The organism is Sphingobacterium sp. UBA7249, assembly GCF_002472835.1.
Taxonomy (GTDB): domain Bacteria; phylum Bacteroidota; class Bacteroidia; order Sphingobacteriales; family Sphingobacteriaceae; genus Sphingobacterium; species Sphingobacterium prati.
Genome location: NZ_DKST01000015.1, coordinates 536,289 through 558,180 on the forward strand (window position 1 = coordinate 536,289; position 21,892 = coordinate 558,180).

Here is a 21,892-nt window from a genome sequence, read left to right on the forward strand (position 1 = left end):
GAGTTTTTGTAATTAGTATATGGTGGCAGCCATTTGTTACAGAAAATCGTTAAAATAAATCCAGTCGCAGCATTATTCATTCAGAAAACAGATCGTTCAAGACGAATATTGATAGGATAGATGCGATTATTAATTCGTCTATTTTATCTTTTTGCGATCCAGTATGTTTGTTTGTAAATAAGACAGCATGACGAAATTCCCTTTTTATAAACAACCGGATTCAAAAGATTGTGGCCCTACCTGTTTAAGGATAATCAGCAAGTATTATGGTAAAATATTACCACTACCGATGCTCCGGGATCTTTGCGGTACCACAAGAGAAGGTTCTAGTTTGCTGGGGTTGAGCCGGGCAGCTGAAACAATTGGATTTAAGACCCTTGCTGTAAAAATAGATTTTGAAACGCTCGTGAATGAAGTGCCGTTGCCCTGTGTGGTATTTTGGATGGAACAGCATTATGTGGTGCTGTATAAAATTGAGAAAAAGCACAATGATTATAAGCTCTATGCTTCGGATCCTGCTTTCGGGTTAATCACTTATTCAAAATCGGAATTTTTAAAGTACTGGATCGGGGAGAAAGCCGAGGAACCTACTGAAGAAGGTATTGTATTGGTACTAGAGACGACAGCCCGCTTTATGGATCATGAAGAAAAGGAAGAAAAGGGACATTCGATTTCAAAATTTTTAAAACATTATCTCCGTAAATATAGCGCCTTTATGGTACAATTGGCTTTCGGTTTGATCGCGGGGAGCCTGTTGGCGCTGGTTTTTCCATTTCTTACCCAAAGTATCGTGGATGTTGGAATTCAAAATCAGGATATTAACTTTATCTACCTGGTTTTATTTGCCCAGATTATGCTTTATTTAGGCCAAATGGGTATTGAAGCGATCAGAGGCTGGATATTACTTCATCTATCATCAAGGATCAATATATCAATTGTATCTGACTTTTTTATCAAGTTAATGCGCTTGCCCATGAGTTTCTTTGACTCTCGCGTCACAGCTGATATCATGCAACGTATTTCGGATCATAATCGTATCGAACAGCTGTTGACAAACAATTCATTACAGACCTTATTTTCTCTGATCAATTTTATAATTTTTGGTGTTGTCTTATTAATCTATAATTATAAGCTATTCCTACTATTTTCCATTGGTGCGACCCTATACTTATTTTGGATTTCTTTCTTCCTGAAAAAAAGAAGGGAAATAGACTATAAGCAGTTTTCACAGCTGGCGGAGGAGCAGGGGCAAGTTCTGGAATTGATCAACGGCATGCAAGAGATCAAAATGAACAATGCTGAAACCAACAAACGCTGGCAATGGGAAGGTGTGCAAATCAAAGTGTTCCGCCTTAAGGTCAAAGCACTAAAATTGGAACAGATACAGACCATTGGTGGGAATGTGATCAACCAGTTAAAGGATATCTTAATTAGTTTCGCCGCCGCAAAATTAGTAGTGGATGGCCAGTTGACCTTGGGTATGATGCTCTCAGTACAGTATATTATTGGGCAATTAAACAGCCCCTTGATTCAGCTGATGAATTTTATGCGTCAGTTTCAAGACGCCAAGATCGCCCTGGAACGGCTCAATGAAATCCATGATAAAGATGATGAAGAAAATGTAGATGGCCATTATCAAAAAGATATTCCCGAGGAAAATATTTCTATTGAAAATCTCACATTTAGCTACAAGGGAACAGACAAAGCTATTTTTGAACAACTAAACCTGATTATTCCTTATAAAAAGACTACCGCCATAGTAGGTGCCAGTGGCAGTGGGAAAAGCACCTTGATGAAATTGTTGCTAAAATCCTATTCACCCGATTTTGGCAGTATTAAAATTGGTAAAGTGGATATGCAACATATATCACCTCGCATCTGGCGGGACAATTGTGGTGTAGTTATGCAAGACGGTTATATTTTTAATGATAGTATTGCAGCCAATATCGCTTTAGGATCAGATGAAATTAATAAAGAGCGTCTGCGCGATGCGGTTCAAATCGCAAATATCAAAGACTTTATTGAGGCTTTGCCCACCAGTTACAATACAAAGATTGGCTATGAAGGATTGGGCATGAGTGGTGGACAGCGTCAGCGTATGCTTATAGCACGCGCAATTTATAAAGCCCCGCAATACCTTTTTTTTGATGAAGCAACAAGTGCATTAGATGCCAATACCGAACGGATTATCACTGACCATCTGGATCAGTTTTTAAAGGGGCGTACCGCGGTCGTTATTGCTCACCGCCTGTCTACGGTCAAACATGCTGATAACATTGTTGTGTTGGATAAAGGAAAGGTGGTCGAGCAAGGGAATCATGAAGAATTAGTTGCCTTAAAAGGCGAATATTATAGACTTGTTAAAAATCAATTGGAACTTGGAAACTAAGAAATACATACTTGACGATATTCGGTTGCGTTCCGAACAGGTCAATGAGATCCTGGAAAATCCACCGCATTGGTTGATCCGTTGGGGGAGCTTACTGATTTTACTTATTATTGCCTTCTTTTTTTTGCTGGCCAGTATCATTAAATATCCTGACTTTATTGAATCACCCATAATTATTTCATCCGAGAACCCACCAGAAAGAATGGAAGTGACCATGGATGCCCGGATCGAAAAAATCCTATTTCAGGATCATCAGCAAGTACGAAAAGGAGATCTTGTTTTGATCTTGGAATCAACGGCCAATTATAAGGATGTGCTTGCACTTGAACGTTTGGCGGATTCATTTTCTACTTCTGGGCTATTGAATGGTTTTCCGTTGAAAGAAACGGCGCAATTCCGACTAGGAGAAATACAGGAAGATTTCAATGCCTTTGCAAAAGCTGTACAGGATGAATCGCTTTTTAACGCTCTACAACCTTACGCTGCCGAAGGATTGATGGCTGATAAGAATATCAGGGATTATGAATCCCGTATCGTGAATCTTAAACAGCAATTTGAACTTGAAAAAGCAAAGGTTCAATTGACCGAAAAGAACTATAGTAGATGTGAGCTGCTGCAGCAACGCGGGGTAATTTCGCCACAGGAATTGGAAAATGAAAAGCTTAAACTGCTAGAGGCTCAGCGAAGTCTGAAAAACACGCAAATCACCATAGCACAGCTGGATGAATCCATTGTTAACTTCCGAAAAACTAAGGCCGGGGTCAATATCAATACAGTCAAAGATAAGGCAACATTTTCAACAGCTGCTGTTCAACTTTTTGAAAAATTACGAAAGTCTATCCGGCAATGGAAACGGACGTATTTATTGTATTCTTCTACAGATGGCACCTTGAGTTTTCTGAAATTTCTGAGCGAGAAACAGTTTGTCAAGAACGGTACAAATCTGTTCAGTATTTTGCCGGACAGCAGACGGGTGATCATCGGTCAAATGCTGATCGGCCCACAGAATCAGGGGAAATTAAAACCCGGACAAAAAGTGCTGATCAAATTGGATAATTTCAAATATCAGGAATACGGTATTATCAAGGGACTTGTCAAATCAATTTCCCTTACACCGGATAAAGACAATAAATATTATGTAGAGGCTAGGCTACCCCATGGATTAAAAAGTTCTTACAATAAAAATATTCCATTTGATAAAGAGCTAAGTGGCAATGCCTCTATTGTGACGGAAGAATTGACAATTGCCCAACGTATCTTTAACCAGCTAAGAGCCATACTTAAATATCAGGAAAGTTAAATATTTTTGAATTTAGGTATAGTGTTTTGTTGGAATATTCCGATATTCGATTACTTGTTGACGAAGCTATCATGCGCACGGTATTTTAAACATTAAAGCGCAGTTTTCATGAATATGCTGTCTATGATCTAAAACCAGTCGAAGGGTCTATGCGTGCCTTTTGGAAAGAACAAAAGTAAAATTAATAAAGATGTTGATGAAGAACTATAGAACTGGAGCATTTTACTGTCTTATGGCAATTTTACTGCTCGTCCAGCTCTTTTCTTGTCATCAAAATAAAATCCAGGATTCAGATAAGCCTACAGTAACAACCTACGATTCACTTGAACTGCGTTATGAAAATGTCCTATTGACGTATCTTTCGACACAGGATTTCAAAAGCGCTGCTGTCGTAAAAAACAAAAGAAATGAATTACTTAAAGATAAGTATTTTAAACATTCTCCTTACAGTTCAATTCTGCTGGCCTACGAATATCTGTTGGATGATAATATTGATTCAATCGAGATTGCCTTAAAAAATCTGGTAGGACAAAAATTATCACCAGACTTAGTTGTTTTAAAAGACTACTTGAGGATCCGTGCCAATTTCAGCTTTCATGATGTGACGAGCGGAACAATGGTGGCACAGATTATTGATGCAAAGGAGTATGCTGTGGCACATGAAAGTGTGTTTACTTTTTTGTTCTATAATCTATTGGCCAATGCGGAATATCGACAAGGTAAATACCGACAGGCATTAAAAGACGTTGAATCTTGGTATCATCACCATCCCAATAAGACTAACCCACACGTCGCTCAGGCTTACCAGGAAATGAAATTTATGCAATATACAGCATTGCATGATTTTGAGAAACTAAAAGGAACGTTGGACAGTTGTAAATATTATGCAAATGCGACAAAAGACCCGGCCATCATTATGCGCATGTACGACTTACAGTCGCAATATTATTTTAGTATCAATAACAACCCAAAAGCAGTAGAAGCATCCAGAAAGTATTTCAATTATTTACAAGCCTCAAATACACTCAATTCGTATGTGTATGCAAATTTAGGTAAGAATTTTCTGAACAATAATCAGGTGGATTCAGCCATATTTTATTTTAATGCGGGGCTTGAATTTATCAAAAAACATAAGGTGAAGCATAATAAATTGTTTTATTATAAAAATCTACAAATAGCTTATGCATTAAAAGGAGATTATGAACGGGCGTATTTTGCATTGGATTCAACATTTCAGGAGTATAAACAGAGTACACAACGGATCGAAGCCGAGAAAATCAATGAGATCAATACAAAATACCAAACGGAAAAAAAAGATCAGGCGATTACGTTGCTGCGAACAACCAATGCCTTTAACCATAAGATCTTGTTACAGCAACGCTGGATATTTGTTATTCTATTGGCTCTGATATTCAGCATTGCATTTTTTATCTATTTCAGAAACAAACAGAAATTACTGCAAAATATCAACCAACGTATTCTTGCTGAAAATAGACAGCTTATTTTAGAGCAAAAAACCAGACAGAACCAGCTTAATCCGCATTTTATATACAATGCCATTGCCAATCTACAGGGATTGATCATCAGCGAGCAAAAAGCAAAGGCCAATCAGTATCTGCTTTTACTATCACGTCAGATCCGCGATATCCTTGAATTAAACAGGGAAGAATATATTTCGTTGGATCAAGAAATTAAATCGTTGAACAATTACATACTTTTACAGCAGATGCGTTATCAAGATGTGTTTAATTATGGGATCGATACAGGTGACCTGGACTTGGATGATGTTATGATTCCACCCATGATCATTCAACCATTTGTGGAAAATGCCATTGAACATGCGTTTAAAAACTTACCCTATATGGGGCAATTGGAGATCTCTTTTCGCGCAGGTGAAAATCAATTGCATGTCAGCATCTGTGATAATGGCTGGGGGATGCAGATAAATAAAGAACAAGCTGCTCATAAAACGTCTTTATCGCAACTCATTACAAAAGAACGTCTGGAGCTGTTGTTTGCTGACGTTGAACCAAAAGCTAGGGTTGAAATAACACCAAATTATACCGAGGATCAACATGGTTATAAAGTCGAAATTTATATTCCACTTGTTTTATATTTTAATTAAATAATTCATATTATGAAAGTTTATATTCTTGAAGATGAGTATAATATATACTTGTATATAAAGTCACTTTTGGATAGCATTCCTTATGTTCAAATCGTTGGCTATAGTCCTTCCATTGCACAGGCTGAGCGGGAATTGCTGACGTCTAATCCCGATTTGATTTTAGCAGATATTCAATTAAAAGATGGCTCAAGCTTATCCTTTCTATCCGAGCTAAAATTGGATATCAACACGATTTTTATTACAGCGTTCAATCAATATGCCATTGAAGCGCTTAATATCGGTGCTATTGCTTATTTATTGAAACCTTTAGTACCCGAGCAATTTATAGAAGCGATTGAAAAATGTTATAGGAAGAATACGGAATATAAATTCAATAGCATGCAGTTGAATATGGCCGATAGTTATTTGAAGGCGCCGAATAAGCCCAAAAGAATCGCCTTGCGTACCTTTGAATATACCCAGATTGTGAATATCGAGGACATTTTATATTGCCATGGCGACAAAGGGTATACTACATTTTATATTAAGGACAACAAACCTATGATGGTATCTAAAGTGCTGAAACATTTTGAAACCATGTTGCCTGAAACAGACTTTATTCGCTGTCATCAATCTTATTTGATCAACGTAAACTATATCAAAAAATATTTTAAAGATGGCCAGTTGGAAATGGCAGATGGCAAAATGATTCCTGTAGCGACTAGAAAGAAGGATGTTATCCAGCAATTTCTGAATGATTTCTAATAAAAAAGACATTGTTTTTAAAATAGAAAGTAAACTTTATTTTTCTCATAGTGATTAAAAACTAAAAATTACAGTAACTTCGCTTTAATACTAAAATTATTAGTATTAAATTTGCTTAAACTTAAGACGGAGGAGGCTATGCTAATAACAGAAAAACAAAGTTTAATTGGCCAATTGAAAAAAGACCTGTTGCTATGGCAGGGAGTAGGGCCAAAATCAGCTGATACGCTTCCAATGGGGCTTGGGCCATTGGAAGAGGCTTTCCCAAATGGGATTTTCCCTAAGGGGGCGATTCATGAATTTGTTAGTTTTGATCGGATAGGAGGAGCCGTTTCTTGCGGTTTTATAGCTGGCTTATTGGGCAAGCTGATGCGAAATGGTGGCATCTGCATTTGGATAAGTTGTTTTCACACCCTGTTTCCCGCAGCCATTAAACCCTTTGGTGTTGAGCCTGAAAATATCATATTTGTCCGTATGGTACGAGAAAAGGATGTATTATGGGCAATGGAAGAGGCTTTGAAATGTGGCGGAGTGGCAGCTGTATTGGCAGAGACGCACCAGTTGGACTTCGTACAGTCTCGGCGTTTGCAGTTGGCTGTTGAAAAGAGTGGGGTGACAGGATTTATCCTGCAGCACAATCCGAAATTATTGGGGGCAACAGCTTGTGCTGCACGATGGAAAATTAGCTCAATGCCCAGTCAATTGGAAGATGGGTTGCCGGGAATTGGCTATCCAAGCTGGGATGTCGAGCTCCTTAAAGTACGGAATGGGAATCCGGGCCGATGGCAGATGACATGGGCTGCGGGTGACTTTGAACCTGTTGCTAAAGTAAGATCGATTGCCGAAGAATGGAGTAAATCTTATGCTAATCAGGGAATGGCATGAAAAAAAGATTTGCATCCTTATGGTTCCGCCATCTAAAAACAGATTGGATGGCCGTGGGGCACCCGCTGCTTAAGGAAGTTCCCTTTGTGCTGGCAATTTCTACCCATGGAAAGCTGGTCGTAAATGCCAGTAATGTTTGGGCTGAACAGGAAGGTGTATACCCTGGTTTAGCCATTGCTGATGCAAAAGCATTTTTACCCTCCTTAAAAGTGATCAATGAACGTCCCGGATTAACCGAAAAGTTGCTTCATAATATTGCACATTGGTGTATCCGGTATACACCGTTTGTCGCGATAGATCTGCCCGAAGGAATTATTTTGGATATCAGTGGCTGTGCCCATCTTTGGGGTGGAGAAGCATTTTATTTACAGCATATCGTCTCGCGGTTTAAACATCATGGTTATGACGTACGCATGAGTATTGCGGACACGATCGGTGCGGCTTGGGCAATTGCCCATTTTGGAAAGGAAAATCCTATTGTTGAGCCACAAATGCAGTTTGATGCTTTATGGGCTTTACCCGCAGAGGCACTTCGGCTGGAAGTAGCTGTGCTGCAACGGCTACAAAGTCTTGGATTAAAAACAATCGGAAGCTTTGCGACCATGCCGCGAACTGCGCTACGCAGACGTTTTGGTACAGATTTATTACGCCGTCTGGATCAGGCTACTGGGCTTGAGGATGAATTTATTGCGCCCATAAAACCTATTGTTCCTTACGAAGAACGTTTGCCCTGTCTGGAGCCCATTCGGACAGCCAATGGAATTGAACTTGCCCTGCAACAGCTTTTAAATAATATCTGCAAACGCCTGGCAGGGGAAGGTAAAGGCGTACGGGAAGCGATATTACAATGCCATCGTGTGGATGGAAAAATAGAGCAGATCAGTATCGGGACCAATCGCGCGACAGCACATGAGCATCACCTATTTCAGTTATTTGCCCTGAAAATCGCACAGATAGAACCCGCATTGGGTATAGAATTGTTTGTTTTGGAGATTCCGAAAGTTGAAGCGGCAGACCCTGCTCAGGAGAATTTATGGGGCAATCGTATTGGACTGGATAATCCCATGGTGACCGAATTATTGGACCGTTTGAAAAGTAGGGATCCTGGCTGCGAAATTTCACGCTATTTGCCTGCCGCACATTATTGGCCTGAACGGTCCATGAAAATAGCCAGTTCAGTGCAGGAAGCATCCGCTGTTGATTGGCAGGTGGACAGACCTCGTCCCACCCGCTTACTTAGTATCCCCGAACCTATTATAGTCACCGCACCTATTCCGGATTATCCGCCATTGTTATTTCGGTACAAAGGGCAAGTATATACGGTAAAGAAGGCGGATGGCCCGGAGCGAATTGAGCGTGAGTGGTGGATCGATACAGGCGAGCATCGGGATTATTATGCCGTAGAGGATGAGAAGGGCCGACGATTTTGGCTCTACCGTTCGGGGCATTACGATGATAGGTCGCCGAATCAATGGTTTTTACATGGTTTTTTTGCGTAATAATGGGATATTGTGAATTACAGGTGACGAGCAATTTTAGCTTTCTGGAAGGAGCATCCCACCCGGAGGAATTGATGGAACGTGCGGCAGCATTGGGGTATCGGAAAATTGCAGTGACAGACCGGAATAGTTTTGCCGGTATTGTTCGCGCGCATACTGCCGCCAAAAAACAGGGTATTACCCTTATTCCAGCTTGTCGTTTGGACCTTCAGGATGGACCAAGTTTATTGGCTTATCCAACTGATAAAGAATCTTATGGACGGCTGTCTTCTCTGTTGACTGTAGGTAATCTGCGTGCCGAGAAGGGAAAATGCACGCTCTATAGATCCGATGTTTATCAGTATAAGGAAGGAATCAAATTTATCATTTGTCCCCCCAATAGATTAACGGTTAAATTTGAGCTTGAAGCGGAGTTTACTGCATTTGTAGCGGAATATAAACAGCGCTTGGATACAGCACTGTATTTAGGAGTCAAACGGCTCTATCGTGGTGACGATGCAAAGCTTTTGTTTCGCCTACAACAATTAGGAGAAAGCCTAAGCGTTCCTCTTGTTGCTTTGGGTGATGTATATTATCATATACCTGAACGGCGTGAGTTACAGGATGTTTTAACCTGTATTCGGGAGAAATGTACGATCCAGACGGCTGGATTTAAATTGTATCCAAACGCCGAACGTTATCTGAAACCTATAGCGGAGATGGAACGTCTGTTTAGGCCATATCCAGTGGCCATCGCAAAAACAATGGAAATAGCGGCAGCATGCAACTTCTCCCTGGATGATTTAAAATATGTCTATCCGGATGAACTGTCGTCCGATGGGCGTACTGCGCAGGAAGAATTAGTTTATTTGACATTGAAGGGAGCAAAAGATAGATTTGGTGACCAGATTCCCGATACGATCCGTGATACCATCCAGATGGAACTTGATTTTATTGGACGGAAAAACTATGCATCTTATTTTTTGACCGTTTACGATTACGTACGTTTTGCCAAGGAAAGGGGCATTTTATGCCAAGGTCGTGGTTCGGCCGCCAATTCTACCATCTGTTATTGTCTTGGCATTACTTCGGTCAACCCCATCGAATTCAGGCTGCTCTTTGCTCGGTTTATGTCCGATGCCCGGGATGAACCACCCGATATAGATGTTGATTTTGAACATGAACGCCGGGAAGAGGTGATCCAGTACATTTACAAGAAATATGGCCGCAACCGTGCAGCTATTGTGGCTACAGTAACACAGGTCCGTGCCAAGGGAGCTGTACGGGATGTGGGGAAAGCAATGGGGTTATCCATGGATACCGTCGGCCGTTTGGCTGGTGTCGTGAGCAGCCATTGGGATGAGGATATTGACCTGGGACGTTTAATGGAACAGGGTTTTAATCCGGACGATCCGCACTTACGCAAAGTGCTCGAACTGACGCACCAGTATATCGGGTTTCCAAGGCAACTGGGGCAACATACTGGAGGTTTTGTCATTACACAGGGTAATCTACATGAACTCTGTCCATTGGTGAATGCACGCATGGATAACCGGACCAACCTGGAGTGGAACAAAGATGATCTGGAAGCGCTGGGATTCCTGAAAGTGGATGTATTGGCATTAGGGATGCTGACCTGTATCCGGAAGGCTTTTGATCTTGCCCAAAGACATTATGGACTGGATCTGACTTTGGCAGGAATTGGTGCTCAACATGACCCGGAAGTATATGATATGATCTGTCATGCCGATACGCTGGGGGTATTTCAGATTGAGAGCCGGGCACAGATGTCCATGCTGCCGCGGCTAAAGCCAAAGAAGTTTTATGATCTGGTTATCGAGGTGGCCATCGTACGTCCGGGACCGATACAGGGGAATATGGTGCATCCTTACCTGCGCCGGCGTAACAAAGAAGAGGACGTGGACTATCCTAAAGAAGAAATTAAGGCGATTCTGAAAAAAACCTTGGGTGTCCCACTTTTTCAGGAACAGGCCATGGAGATTGCAATTGTTGCGGCCGGATTCACCCCCACTGAAGCAGACGAACTGCGCCGTAGTATGGCGACCTTTAAGGCAAAAGGGCAGGTGTCGGTCTTCAGGCAGAAGATGATCGACGGTATGGTGAAGAAAGGTTATACAGAAGAGTTTGCCGTGCGGGTCTTTCGGCAGTTGGAAGGATTCGGAAGCTATGGCTTTCCGGAAAGCCATGCGGCCTCTTTTGCGCTCCTGGTGTATGTATCTTCTTGGATTAAATACCATTATCCCGATATTTTTGCAGCTTCTCTGCTCAATAGCCAACCCATGGGATTCTATCAGCCTGCCCAGATCGTTATTGATGCCGAACGGCATGGTGTGAAAGTGCTACCCATAGATATCAACCACTCCTTTTGGGATAATACCCTGGAGGGTGAGGTGGGCAAACAGCATGCATTACGTTTAGGACTACGCCAGATTAAAGGGTTTTCGGAAGAAGAGGCTTTGTTATTGATCAAAGGGCGTATAAATGAGTATTCGACGGTCACAGCGGTGATGGAAGCCGGATTATTCCTGCCGGGATTGGAGCGTTTAGCCGAGGCGGATGCTTTTCGTTCGCTGGGCATTGACCGTAGACGGGCACTATGGGAAATTACAGCTTTAGGGGATCGCCCCATTGGAATATTTGAGGGGAAAGCATCATCAAATGCTGAAGGGCAAATTGAGCTGCCTTTGTTAGGTCCCAGCCAACATGTGGTGGCGGATTATGCAAGGACAGGGCTGTCTATCAAAGCACATCCAGTGAGTTTCCTGCGTGACAAATTGGACCTTCTCCACGTTGTCCCAACCGAAAAATTAGGCTTGGTAAAAAATAATATGCCTGTTAAAGTATGTGGATTGGTTACGGTGCGACAGCGTCCGGGGACTTCCAAAGGCGTGTTATTTGTTACCATTGAGGATGATACTGGTTTTGCAAATGTGGTCATCTGGAGTAAGGTATTTGAGAAATACCGAAAAGAGATCCTTCGGGCGAAATTGTTTATGGTTGCGGGAAAAGTACAGGTCGAAGGAGAAGTAATCCATATCATTGCCGAACGTTGCTTTGATATGTCAGGTTTATTAAAAAATCTGGCAGAAGAGGATGAGCAGGTAACGCATGTATTTTATAAAGGACGAAATTTTCATTGACCTTTCATTTATTAATCTCATTTTTGGAAACCGTACAGCAGGTACAATAACTGGAATCAACTGAAAAGAACATAAAATTAGATGAACAACAACATTCTCGTTAATAAAATTGAAATCGAAAAAGAAATCATCATCGATTTGATCAAACAGGATAATCGCGACGGTGCCATTGACCTGATCGCCAACCGTGCAAACGTAAAATTTAAAACGGCCCGTGATATTGTTCAACTGTTTGACGAAGGCGATATAGATCTTTTCGATGGCAAAGACCTGTTTTTAGTTGATTACGACGAAGTGTCCAATAGCGAAGTTTCAGACAGGGGAGAGCCTGAACCGTCTTCTTTTTTGGAAGTAGAAAAAGACAGAAGCAAACGTGGGAGAAGTAAAAAGGGTTTACTAATAGGCTTATCTCTACTTGCTTTAGGTTTTGTCTTTCTACGTTATGTTATTGGCTTTAATCATATCGGACATCATCTGTCGGATCTTGCTCAAGTGTTTGATAAAAATGATGGGGGAGCAGCGGCTTTGGACGCTGATACCGCAGACCGAAAAGTCTCTTTGGAACCCGGTGTCACCAGGGTAGCTGATGCAGAGGACTTCCGGCCTGTAGACACCAATCTACTTTCTCCAGAATTCAAAGCCGCAGAAATGGCGAAGATTAAAAACGCTCAATTTGATAAATTAATACCCGCAAAGAAATCTCCTACAGATGAAGAGGCGCAATTGGCTTTAATTTACCTTACAAATAGACAATTGACAGATGTGATCATGCGGCAAAAGTTGAATATCAAAATTGGCCAATGTTATGAAAACCCCCTTAGGGAGGGAAACCAACGCTGTGTCAGCTGCATGATATTACTTTATAACCGGGAAAAGAAAGATTGGCAAGAGGCTCCTGATGGAGCAAATTTCCTGGACAATGCCTATGATTTTTATCTTCCTGAAGGTGGAGATATATGGGGAGCGAAGGCCTTAAGTATGCACATACCTTATGACTATGCGTTGTTCAAAAAGTACGAACGAAAAGATTAAGTTTGTTTAGCACAATTTATATCAGGAGCTTGTTGCGGTACTGTTGTGGCGAGATCCCAAAATACTCTTTAAATAAGTTTGAGAAATTGGAGACACTGTCATAGCCAACCTCGTAGACAATTTGGGCGATCTGTAGGTCTTTGTTTTCCAAGAGATGGAGTGCTTTCAGTAACCGATGTTGTTTTATAAATTGAAATATGGTCATTTGCAGTTCTTCTTTAAACTGTCTAAACAGCGATCGTTCCGAAATGTTAAACTTTTGGGCAAGTTGAGTAATGGATAATTTATTTGTGAGATTCTCCAGGATAAATGTACAGATAGCCATCATTATATCACTTTGCGCTGCACTAATTTGTAATTGAAAAGGTTTGGCCAATAATAATGGAAGCATAGATTTAAATGCCTCGATGCTTGTTCGTGTCATTGAATCATTTATATTTAGGTTCCAATGCTGTTCACCGAAACGTAAAAAATGATCCAATAATTCCTGTGGGGGATATATCGTCAATCTATCATTAAAATGCCCCATATCCAGAAAAATAGTTTTTAATACCATACGGGGAGATCGGGAAACTAGTTTATGGGGGACTTGTGCTGGAATAAGCACATAAAAATTATTTGGCACACATACGCTATTTCCTTCTGTATAAACAAACAGCGTTCCATTTGTTGGGCTTAGGAGCTGTACTTGTTCGTGGAAATGCATTTCAGTATTAAATTGACCATACTCACGCAACTCAATTGTTCCGTCTAGGAAGGTCGTGGCACAGGGAAAAACTGATATTGCTGATTTTGGCATTATTCAATACTATTTGTTTTATTTTCAAATATAGAAAATCTTATCCTTCCATTAGATTTGGGTCGTAGAAACAAGTCTAAATGAAATGATCATGAGCCTGAAATCAGCCTAAAGGTAGAATTTGCAGCTGCCGAGAGGAATGAGTGGTTCACGAAAGCACCCTTACAGACAACATAAATTGTATATTGATGAAGCAAGTAAAGATTTTTGACACCACATTACGTGATGGTGAACAGGGGCCGGGTTGCCAACTGTCGTTAAGAAGTAAACTGGAAATAGCCGAGAAGCTGGATGCGATGGGGGTAGATGTGATCGAAGCTGGATTTCCGATCAGTTCACCGGGTGATTTTAAGGCGGTGACAGAAATATGTCGAATCGTGAAAAATGCAACAGTCTGTGCTTTGGCCCGGGCGCAGAAGAAAGATATTGATGCCGCGTCTGAAGCCCTGCGGGGAGCTAAGATCGCACGTATCCAGCTTGGTATCGGTTCATCCGATATCCATATCAAACATAAATTCAATAGCAGTCGGGAGGCTATTTTACAGCAGGCATTTGATATGGTCGCTTATGCGTCTGGCCTATGTGATGAGGTGCAATTTTTTGCAGAGGATGCGGGGAGAGCGAAAGACGATTTTTTGGTACAGATGACAGATACAGTCGTTGAGGCAGGCGCAAAAGTTGTCAACCTACCGGATACGAATGGATTTTGTACCCCTTTTGAGTATTTCGAAAAGATATCCTATGTCAACAAGAACAGGAAATATAAAGAAAAAGCCATCTTATCTGTCCATTGTCACAATGACTTGGGTATGGCCACAGCTAATAGTATTGCGGGATTAATGGCTGGTGCAGAACAAGTGGAGGGGACGATTAACGGCGTGGGGGAACGTGCGGGAAATGCCGCTATGGAAGAAATCATATTGACACTCCTTATTAAAGAAAGGCTGGGGTTAAAAAGTGGAGTTGATCCAAAATATATTGTTGAACTCAGTGCTATGGTGGCCAAAGCCATGTCCAATCCCATCCAGGCCAACAAAGCCATTGTTGGCAAAAACGCCTTTGCTCATTCTTCGGGTATCCATCAGGATGGCGTGTTGAAAGACCGGCGAAATTACGAAATTATTGACCCTCAGATTATCGGAGGGACGCTTCCTGCGCTGATACTATCCGCCAGAAGCGGGCGCGCTGCGTTAAAGGATCGCCTTAATGCATTGGAATTAACCTATCTCCCTGAAGATTTTGAAAATATATATACCAAATTTTTGCTGATGGCGGATCAACAGCCTTATGTCCAAGACGGGGATTTGAGAAGACTACTGTAGTCTTCTCGTTTTTACTCTAATATGTTATTGGCATTATTATACTTCACAGTCATGTTTTTGCTGAGCGGTAACACAGTTACCTTTCTTTTTTCCAATTGCCGGTAAGCAGACAATACAACAGGCCACCAATAGCAATAATAAGATGGATGCTGTAGTAGCAGAGCCGTACGCTGCAGTAATGTTGTTCAGCCGGAAAAATGGATTCCGATTTTCATGTAGGAACAGGCCAACAACAAAAGCAATACCGAGACAGATGGACAGTTGCTGTACGGTAAGATAGATCGCGGATCCCACGCCTATCAATTCCTTGCTGACATCTTTTAAGGCTAACGTCATCAGGGATGGTAGTACGCTACCACAGCCAAGCCCATAAAAGAAAAAGAGCAGATGAAGCTGATCGCTTGCGACATTTACTTTATTGAGGACAAGTAAATGAAGAAATAGGCCCATGACCATTATTCCTAATCCGGTGAGTACAACGGCTTTGCCATGGCGTTGAATAAACCTGCTGACCATCAGGCTGGCAACAACATAACCTATACCCTGATAGACGAAAGCGATGCCTGTCATTGTTGCTGTATAGCTTTTGTCATGCTGTAGATAATTGGAGTTAATAATGAAATAAGCATCCTGGACCATGTAATAGGCTAATGCCGCAATCAGTCCCAAATTGAAAGCCCTGTTGTGGAAGAGAACGAAGTTAAAAAGCGACTGTTGTCCCGTTTTGTATAGTTTCTTCTGCTTTTTTAGGAATAACAGTGTAAAGATAAGCGCAGTTGCCAGCAATAGCATAGACCAGATCGGCCAATGCAACTCAGGGCCCATGACCAAGGGAGATATTAGGCCCATCAAGAGTATAAATAAACTCAGCATCGGTATAAACGAAATCGTGGCTGTAGGGTTTGGCCGGTCCCGGGGGACATAGCAATAAGCGGCGATACAGGCGAGGATACCTATTGGAATATTAATTAAGAAAATAAGGCGCCAGCTTTCATGGATCCAGGACTGATCAGGAAGTAACCCCCCGAGCAGTTGTCCGATCACGGAGGCAATACCTGCGATGCTACCATATACTCCCAGGGCCATAGCGCGCTTAGAGGCGTCTTCAAAGAGCACAGTGATTAGGGCGATACCCTGTGGTACCATCATGCCTGAACTAATCCCCTGCAGTAATCTGCCGAGTAACAGAAGGTAGATATTGGTTGACAGCCCACACAAAACCGACGCAAAAGTAAAACCGGCCATACCTATGACGTATAATTTCTTTTTACCAAAATAGTCTCCGGCACTGCCCGCATTGATCAGTAGGCTGGCGTAGCCAATAATATATAAGATAATGATCCACTGGATTGCACTATTGCTCAGATCCAGGGCCTTTTGTATGGTCGGTAGGGAAACATTGATAATGAATAAATCGATGACAAACAAAAAGATGCCAATGGATAGAATACAAATGTGAAGCAAATCTTTAATTCGGAAGCGCATATAGCCAAAGTTTTTGATAATTTTATAGTCAAAAGTAGTTTGGATATTTTTTATAGTCAAGTAGTTATAAATGATGTACTTAGTATGGTTTTATGAACTAATGGTCAGTATGAGGTGATTATGGATGAAAAAAAAAGTGAATTTTTTGGAAGTTGCTGTGATGTCAATGGTATTTTTAAGATCATTGGCGGAAAATGGAAGGTTTTACTTATCAAAGCCATTGCAAAAGAATGCCCTAAACGGTTCGGGGAATTGCGAAGGGAGATGGATGATATGGCACAGACCACATTAACCGTCCAATTGCGCGAACTGGAGCGTGATGGTATCCTGTGCCGACAGATTTATGCAGAATCGCCACCGCGAGTCGAGTATAAGCTGAGCGAAGTAGGCAAGACCCTATTACCGATTATTGAGCAGCTGGATGACTGGTGGCTGCACTATAAAAAGAGTTAACTCGGCGGTAAGGCTTCCTTCATTTTTTCGATGACCCGAGCTGAAAGATCAAGGTCTTGGGTGAAAACAACTTGTCCCGTTGATTTTTCCAGAATCGTTAAGTCTGAATAATTTTTTCTGAATGTGGAAAAAATTGGCCTTTGCGCAAATGGTAATTGTTTATCAATAATAGCTACCTTGTAGCTGCTAAAAGCATAGTCTTTTTTTCCAATGCTTATGTAATCGTTGTGTATGGTACAACGATTTTGCCGATAGGTAGAGAAAAGTAGCAGCGGCAACAGGACAAAACCAAAAAGTGCAAAGGCACCAAATGAAATAATTGTACTTGTACCGGCTATAACCCCCATAAGATTATAGAAGGATCCATACATAATGAAGGGAGCTAAGATGCTGTAGAAAATAAGAGTACTCCGTGATAAGTTGACTTTCATAACTTGATTTTAATCTGATCTGTGTATATGTAAAGGTACCAAAAAGTGCAGAGTTCTAATTCATTAATCGATTATCGATGGACTCCCCTTGATATTCGGGTACGGTGACAGCATAATTGGCACATTAACACCTTTTTTGTACCAGACTGTTTTCACGCTGATCAGGATTATATATCCATTTATAGGCTTTCGGAATTCATTGTTTATATAACCTGCCTGGATTGTTTTTTTGTATCCTTTACGGTTCCGAGTAAAACAATTGTGAGTATTATACATGCGGTACCCATCCAGTCTGTAAAGGCAAATGGGGTGTTAAGCCATAATACCGCCAGCAATGCCGCAGATAGGGGTTCAGCGGAAGCAAGGAGACTGGTCTTTTGTCCACCGATTAATTTCACTGCTGTGAGATAGGCATAAAAGGGGATTAGCGTTCCAAAAATAACGATAAATGATGTATAGGCATAGGTCTGCATATCCCAGACACCGGCTACGTCCCAGGGAGCTCTGACAAAACAAAATGCAGCTCCGCCGATAAGCATGCCCCAGCCGATAACAATGGTTGACTTATACCTATTTAGGAGATGAACAGGTTGTAAGGTATAGAAGGCAAGTGTTACCGCAGATACCAATCCAAAGAATAGGGCGATTCCAGATATCGAAAGCGTATCCATTTTACCATGGGTGACCAATAGAAATGTACCTAACACGGCCAGTATAATTGCCAGGCATGTTTTGCCGTTTGGAAATTTTCGCTCTTTTAATGCGATATAAATGGCGATCATTACTGGGCCGGTATATTGGATGACCGTTGCAGTAGCAGCATTGGAATAGTTGATCGCCGCAAAATATGAATATTGAACGGCGAGTACACCAACAATACTAAATAAGAGCAGATCAATAGCATCTTTGCGCTTGCGCCAGATAGCCCATAGCTCACTGTGGTTGCCTGCCCCTACAAAAATTAAAAGAAGGGAGCCCGTTGCCAACATTCTAACGGTAATCAGCCATTCAACGTTGACGGCCCGCTGTTGAAAAAGAAATTGACCAAAAGTTCCGGAGACACCCCAAAGTATAGCTGCACTAACAGCCAATAAAAAGCCTTTCAAAACTTTATTGTTATCTGTATTGTTCATCTTAAAAGTTAATGATCTTTTGGGATATCAGTGCTATAATATAACCTCATTGTCTGTCGTTCCGGTGGCCAAGATGTCAGCAATACTTTTTAATGTGCGTTGAGAAATTTGGGTAAGTGCTTCCGTTGTGAAAAATGCCTGATGTGCTGTTACCAAGACATTTGGAAAACTCATCAATAACTGAATGGTATCATCTTCGATAATAGCAGTGGAGAGATCTTTGAAAAACAGTTTCTCTTCCTGCTCATAAACATCAATACCTAATAATCCTATCTTACGCGTTTTCAATGCACTAATGGCATCGCTCGTGTGAATAAGATTGCCTCGGCTTGTATTGATAATAGTTACCCCGTCCTTCATTTTCGCCAGTGATTCCTTATTGATGAGGTAATGATTGTCTGGCGTAAGTGGACAATGTAATGAGATGATATCGGAGTCCTTAAATAACTGATCAAGACTTGTGTATTGAACACCCGCTATAATCAGATCCTGATCGGGATACAAATCATAAGCGATGACCTTTGCACCGAATCCCAATGCAATCCGGATAAATGCTTTTCCAATTTTACCTGTTCCAATAACTCCAATTTTCTTTTGATGGATATTGAAACCTAATAAACCGTTTAAGGCAAAATTTTGCTCACGGACACGATTATAGGCTTTGTGGGTTTTTCGGTTGAGCGTTAGTAGCATGGCCATTGTATGTTCGGCAACGGCTTCAGGAGAATAAGCGGGGACACGGCAGACCTGGATACCAAATTCTTTTGCTGCCTCCAAATCGACATTATTGAAACCTGCACATCGTAAAGCAATCAACTTTATACCTTTGTGAGCAAGGATTTCGATCACCTGCCGGTTCAATTTGTCATTGACAAAAACGCAAACAACATCTTCGTCTTCAATTGCATTGACAATATGGGGGCCAAGATGGGTTTCATAAAAATTGAATTGGAAACCGTAAGTTTCATTTTCCCGTTCGAAAAAGACTTTATCGTAAGGTTTGGTTGAAAAGAAAGCTATTTTCATAAAATTGTATATCCTATGTAAATATACAGTATTAATTTTTTACCTGGTTTAAATTTAGGTGAATAAAGGGGGTAATTCTTGCAGAATCCATGATAAAAGCGGTAAATTAGTTTGAAAGTACAATAAAATTATTCGATTTAACTTTTGAACATAAAATCATTTCATCATGACTTGGTCAACTCAAATTACACAGCTATTAGACATAAAATATCCGATTGTACAGGCACCCATGTTTGGGGTTACTACACCGCAGATGGTTGCTGGAGCATCTGAAACCGGCGCGCTGGGTACATTGGCATTGGGAGATTTATCATACGAAAAATGTATGGATGCTATTGAGGCTACCAGAAGATTAACAACACAGCCTTTTGCAGTCAATATCTTTGTGAATAGCATACCTGAGGTATCAGAAAATCTAAGATCTCAGTATAGTAAGGTTAGTTCATTTATAGCGACATTGGCTCATCAGCACGGGTTGGAGGTCGTATTACCGAGGTTCGATGAGATTCATTTGACGGATTATAAGGATCAAATCGCAGCCATTATTGCCAGCAAGTGCAAAATCGTCAGTTTTACTTTTGGTAATTTAGACAACCAGAGCATAGCTTTGTTAAAAGAAAATGAAACTGTCTTAATTGGTACCTGCACATCCCTTGCGGAAGCGCTGCTGTTGGAGGCATCAGGTATTGATATTATTTGTGTACAGGGGCTGGAAGCTGGAGGACACCGTGGAAGTTTCCATGCTACTGTCATCCCTCAGATTGGTGGACTTTCCTTATTGTCGCATGTCCATGATCATATTGATAAACCATTGATTTATGCAGGTGGGATATATAATGCCCGGACTTTGCTTGCTGCGAAACAATTGGGTGCTACAGGTTTTCAAGTTGGTAGTCTATTGCTTAAATCTAAGGAAAGTGCACTCCTAGATTTTGAGAAACAACATTTAAGTCAGGTGAAAGAATCAGATATCGTATTGACCCGGAGTTTTTCGGGAAGGTTTACTAGGGCAATTACGAACACTTTCATTAAAACTGTGGATGGAACTGATTTTATTTTACCATACCCTTATCAAAATAAATTAACCGATGCGTTGAGAAAGGCAGCAAAGGCGAAGGGAAACACTGATTTCGTTGGTATATGGATCGGACAATCCATCCATCGGTATCAGGACAGCTCGACCAGTGATATCCTCAAGGGGCTTATTCGGGAAGTTGAATTGGCAACAGTCGAATATTAAATAAGCCATTAATCAATATAACTAAAAATACAATAAAGGTAGGCTTGCCTGTGGATGTAGATATTGTTCTACAATAATTTATTCTTTTTTCTTCTTTTATATAGAAAATGATTAAATTAGAGTTAACTGAGTTATAAACATATTCATATGGAAATTAAAACATCTTCAAAGTTTGTTGCCGAACTAATTGGAACATTTGGTTTGGTACTATTTGGTTGTGGTGCAGCAGCTATTGCCGGAGCCAATACCATGGGGGGACTTTCGGGGCTAGGCCTCTTGGGCATTGCTGTGGCATTTGGTCTATCCGTTGTAGTTTTTGCCTATGCCATTGGAGGGATTTCGGGCTGTCATATTAATCCAGCTGTGACAGTGGGGGTATTGTTGGCTGGAAGAATGTCTGCTAAGGACGCAATTGTGTATATCATTGCACAATTTATCGGTGCACTTTTGGGTGCATTTGTATTACAGCAAATTCTAAGTGGTCAATTAGCGGGTTTTACAGCTGGAGAATGGGCTTACGGATCCAATGGATGGGGAAAAGGTTATCAAAATGAATATGGTACAGCTTCGGCTTTTCTTATTGAGGCTGTTTTAACTTTCCTCTTTCTTTTTGTCATTTTGGCCACAACATCAAAAGTTGGAAACGGAACAATGGCGGGTTTAGCAATTGGATTTACATTGCTATTAATACATCTGGTAGCCATACCGGTCACAGGTACTTCGGTTAACCCTGCTCGTTCATTCGGTCCTGCGATTCTTGCAGGAGGTAACGCGTTATCTCAATTGTGGTTATTTATAGTTGCACCTCTTGTCGGTGCGGCGGTTGCTGCAGGCGTGTGGAGAGCTTTGGAACCTAAAGATTAATCGTTATAATAACAAATTACAG

The 21,892-nt window shown here is 41.2% G+C and carries 17 protein-coding genes; 12 read left to right on the forward strand and 5 right to left on the reverse strand.

Going from position 1 to position 21,892, the window contains the following annotated elements; all coding sequences use genetic code 11:
- Positions 1-187 precede the first annotated feature (187 nt).
- The 8 genes from B4A24_RS13025 to B4A24_RS13060 all read left to right on the forward strand — a co-directional run bounded on the left by B4A24_RS13025 (position 188) and on the right by B4A24_RS13060 (position 13,117).
- Positions 188-2,389, forward strand: a complete 2,202-nt coding sequence (locus B4A24_RS13025) for a peptidase domain-containing ABC transporter (protein WP_293945504.1) — start codon at positions 188-190, stop codon at positions 2,387-2,389.
- Positions 2,379-3,689 carry an HlyD family secretion protein gene (locus tag B4A24_RS13030; protein ID WP_293945505.1) on the forward strand — a complete coding sequence of 437 codons (1,311 nt, stop codon included), beginning with the start codon at positions 2,379-2,381 and terminating at the stop codon, positions 3,687-3,689. The genes B4A24_RS13025 and B4A24_RS13030 overlap by 11 nt, the downstream gene beginning before the upstream one ends.
- A 196-nt stretch (positions 3,690-3,885) precedes the next feature.
- Positions 3,886-5,814: a histidine kinase gene (locus B4A24_RS13035; protein WP_293945507.1), complete on the forward strand. Its 1,929-nt coding sequence runs from the start codon at positions 3,886-3,888 to the stop codon at positions 5,812-5,814.
- A 12-nt stretch (positions 5,815-5,826) separates the two neighbouring features.
- A complete protein-coding gene (locus B4A24_RS13040) occupies positions 5,827-6,561 on the forward strand; it encodes a LytR/AlgR family response regulator transcription factor (protein WP_293945509.1) in 735 nt (244 codons plus the stop codon).
- Between the two features lie 138 nt (positions 6,562-6,699).
- Positions 6,700-7,446 (forward strand): ImuA family protein, encoded by a 747-nt coding sequence (locus B4A24_RS13045; protein ID WP_293945510.1) that lies wholly within the window; start codon positions 6,700-6,702, stop codon positions 7,444-7,446.
- A complete protein-coding gene (locus tag B4A24_RS13050) occupies positions 7,443-8,945 on the forward strand; it encodes a Y-family DNA polymerase (RefSeq protein ID WP_293945512.1) in 1,503 nt (500 codons plus the stop codon). The genes B4A24_RS13045 and B4A24_RS13050 overlap by 4 nt, the downstream gene beginning before the upstream one ends.
- Before the next feature lie 2 nt (positions 8,946-8,947).
- On the forward strand, positions 8,948-12,085 hold the full coding sequence (locus B4A24_RS13055; RefSeq protein ID WP_293945514.1) for an error-prone DNA polymerase: 3,138 nt from the start codon (positions 8,948-8,950) through the stop codon (positions 12,083-12,085).
- A gap of 81 nt (positions 12,086-12,166) precedes the next feature.
- The gene (locus B4A24_RS13060) at positions 12,167-13,117 is read left to right on the forward strand and encodes a hypothetical protein (RefSeq protein ID WP_293945516.1); all 951 of its coding nucleotides are present in this window, start codon (positions 12,167-12,169) and stop codon (positions 13,115-13,117) included.
- A gap of 16 nt (positions 13,118-13,133) precedes the next feature.
- Here the strand turns inward: B4A24_RS13060 and B4A24_RS13065 are convergent, their stop codons facing one another.
- The gene (locus B4A24_RS13065; RefSeq protein WP_293945518.1) at positions 13,134-13,916 is read right to left on the reverse strand and encodes an AraC family transcriptional regulator; all 783 of its coding nucleotides are present in this window, start codon (positions 13,914-13,916) and stop codon (positions 13,134-13,136) included.
- A gap of 188 nt (positions 13,917-14,104) precedes the next feature.
- On the opposite strand from B4A24_RS13065, the gene B4A24_RS13070 reads away from it, so the two are divergent.
- Entirely contained in the window at positions 14,105-15,238 is a 1,134-nt protein-coding gene (locus B4A24_RS13070) for a 2-isopropylmalate synthase (RefSeq protein ID WP_293945520.1), read from the forward strand.
- 36 nt (positions 15,239-15,274) lie between these two features.
- On the opposite strand, the gene B4A24_RS13075 is transcribed toward B4A24_RS13070, so the two are convergent.
- The gene (locus B4A24_RS13075) at positions 15,275-16,723 is read right to left on the reverse strand and encodes an MFS transporter (protein WP_293945522.1); all 1,449 of its coding nucleotides are present in this window, start codon (positions 16,721-16,723) and stop codon (positions 15,275-15,277) included.
- Between the two features lie 120 nt (positions 16,724-16,843).
- On the opposite strand from B4A24_RS13075, the gene B4A24_RS13080 reads away from it, so the two are divergent.
- Entirely contained in the window at positions 16,844-17,176 is a 333-nt protein-coding gene (locus tag B4A24_RS13080) for a winged helix-turn-helix transcriptional regulator (protein WP_293945524.1), read from the forward strand.
- On the opposite strand, the gene B4A24_RS13085 is transcribed toward B4A24_RS13080, so the two are convergent.
- The 3 genes from B4A24_RS13085 to B4A24_RS13095 all read right to left on the reverse strand — a co-directional run bounded on the left by B4A24_RS13085 (position 17,173) and on the right by B4A24_RS13095 (position 19,766).
- The gene (locus B4A24_RS13085; RefSeq protein WP_293945525.1) at positions 17,173-17,607 is read right to left on the reverse strand and encodes a hypothetical protein; all 435 of its coding nucleotides are present in this window, start codon (positions 17,605-17,607) and stop codon (positions 17,173-17,175) included. The genes B4A24_RS13080 and B4A24_RS13085 overlap by 4 nt on opposite strands.
- A gap of 203 nt (positions 17,608-17,810) precedes the next feature.
- A complete protein-coding gene (locus B4A24_RS13090; protein ID WP_293945526.1) occupies positions 17,811-18,740 on the reverse strand; it encodes a DMT family transporter in 930 nt (309 codons plus the stop codon).
- 33 nt (positions 18,741-18,773) lie between these two features.
- Positions 18,774-19,766 carry a 2-hydroxyacid dehydrogenase gene (locus tag B4A24_RS13095; RefSeq protein WP_293945527.1) on the reverse strand — a complete coding sequence of 331 codons (993 nt, stop codon included), beginning with the start codon at positions 19,764-19,766 and terminating at the stop codon, positions 18,774-18,776.
- A gap of 166 nt (positions 19,767-19,932) precedes the next feature.
- Between B4A24_RS13095 and B4A24_RS13100 the strand changes: the two genes are divergently transcribed.
- The gene (locus B4A24_RS13100; RefSeq protein ID WP_293945529.1) at positions 19,933-21,006 is read left to right on the forward strand and encodes an NAD(P)H-dependent flavin oxidoreductase; all 1,074 of its coding nucleotides are present in this window, start codon (positions 19,933-19,935) and stop codon (positions 21,004-21,006) included.
- Positions 21,007-21,153: 147 nt separating this feature from the next.
- A complete protein-coding gene (locus B4A24_RS13105; protein WP_293945531.1) occupies positions 21,154-21,870 on the forward strand; it encodes an MIP family channel protein in 717 nt (238 codons plus the stop codon).
- Positions 21,871-21,892: the final 22 nt, after the last annotated feature.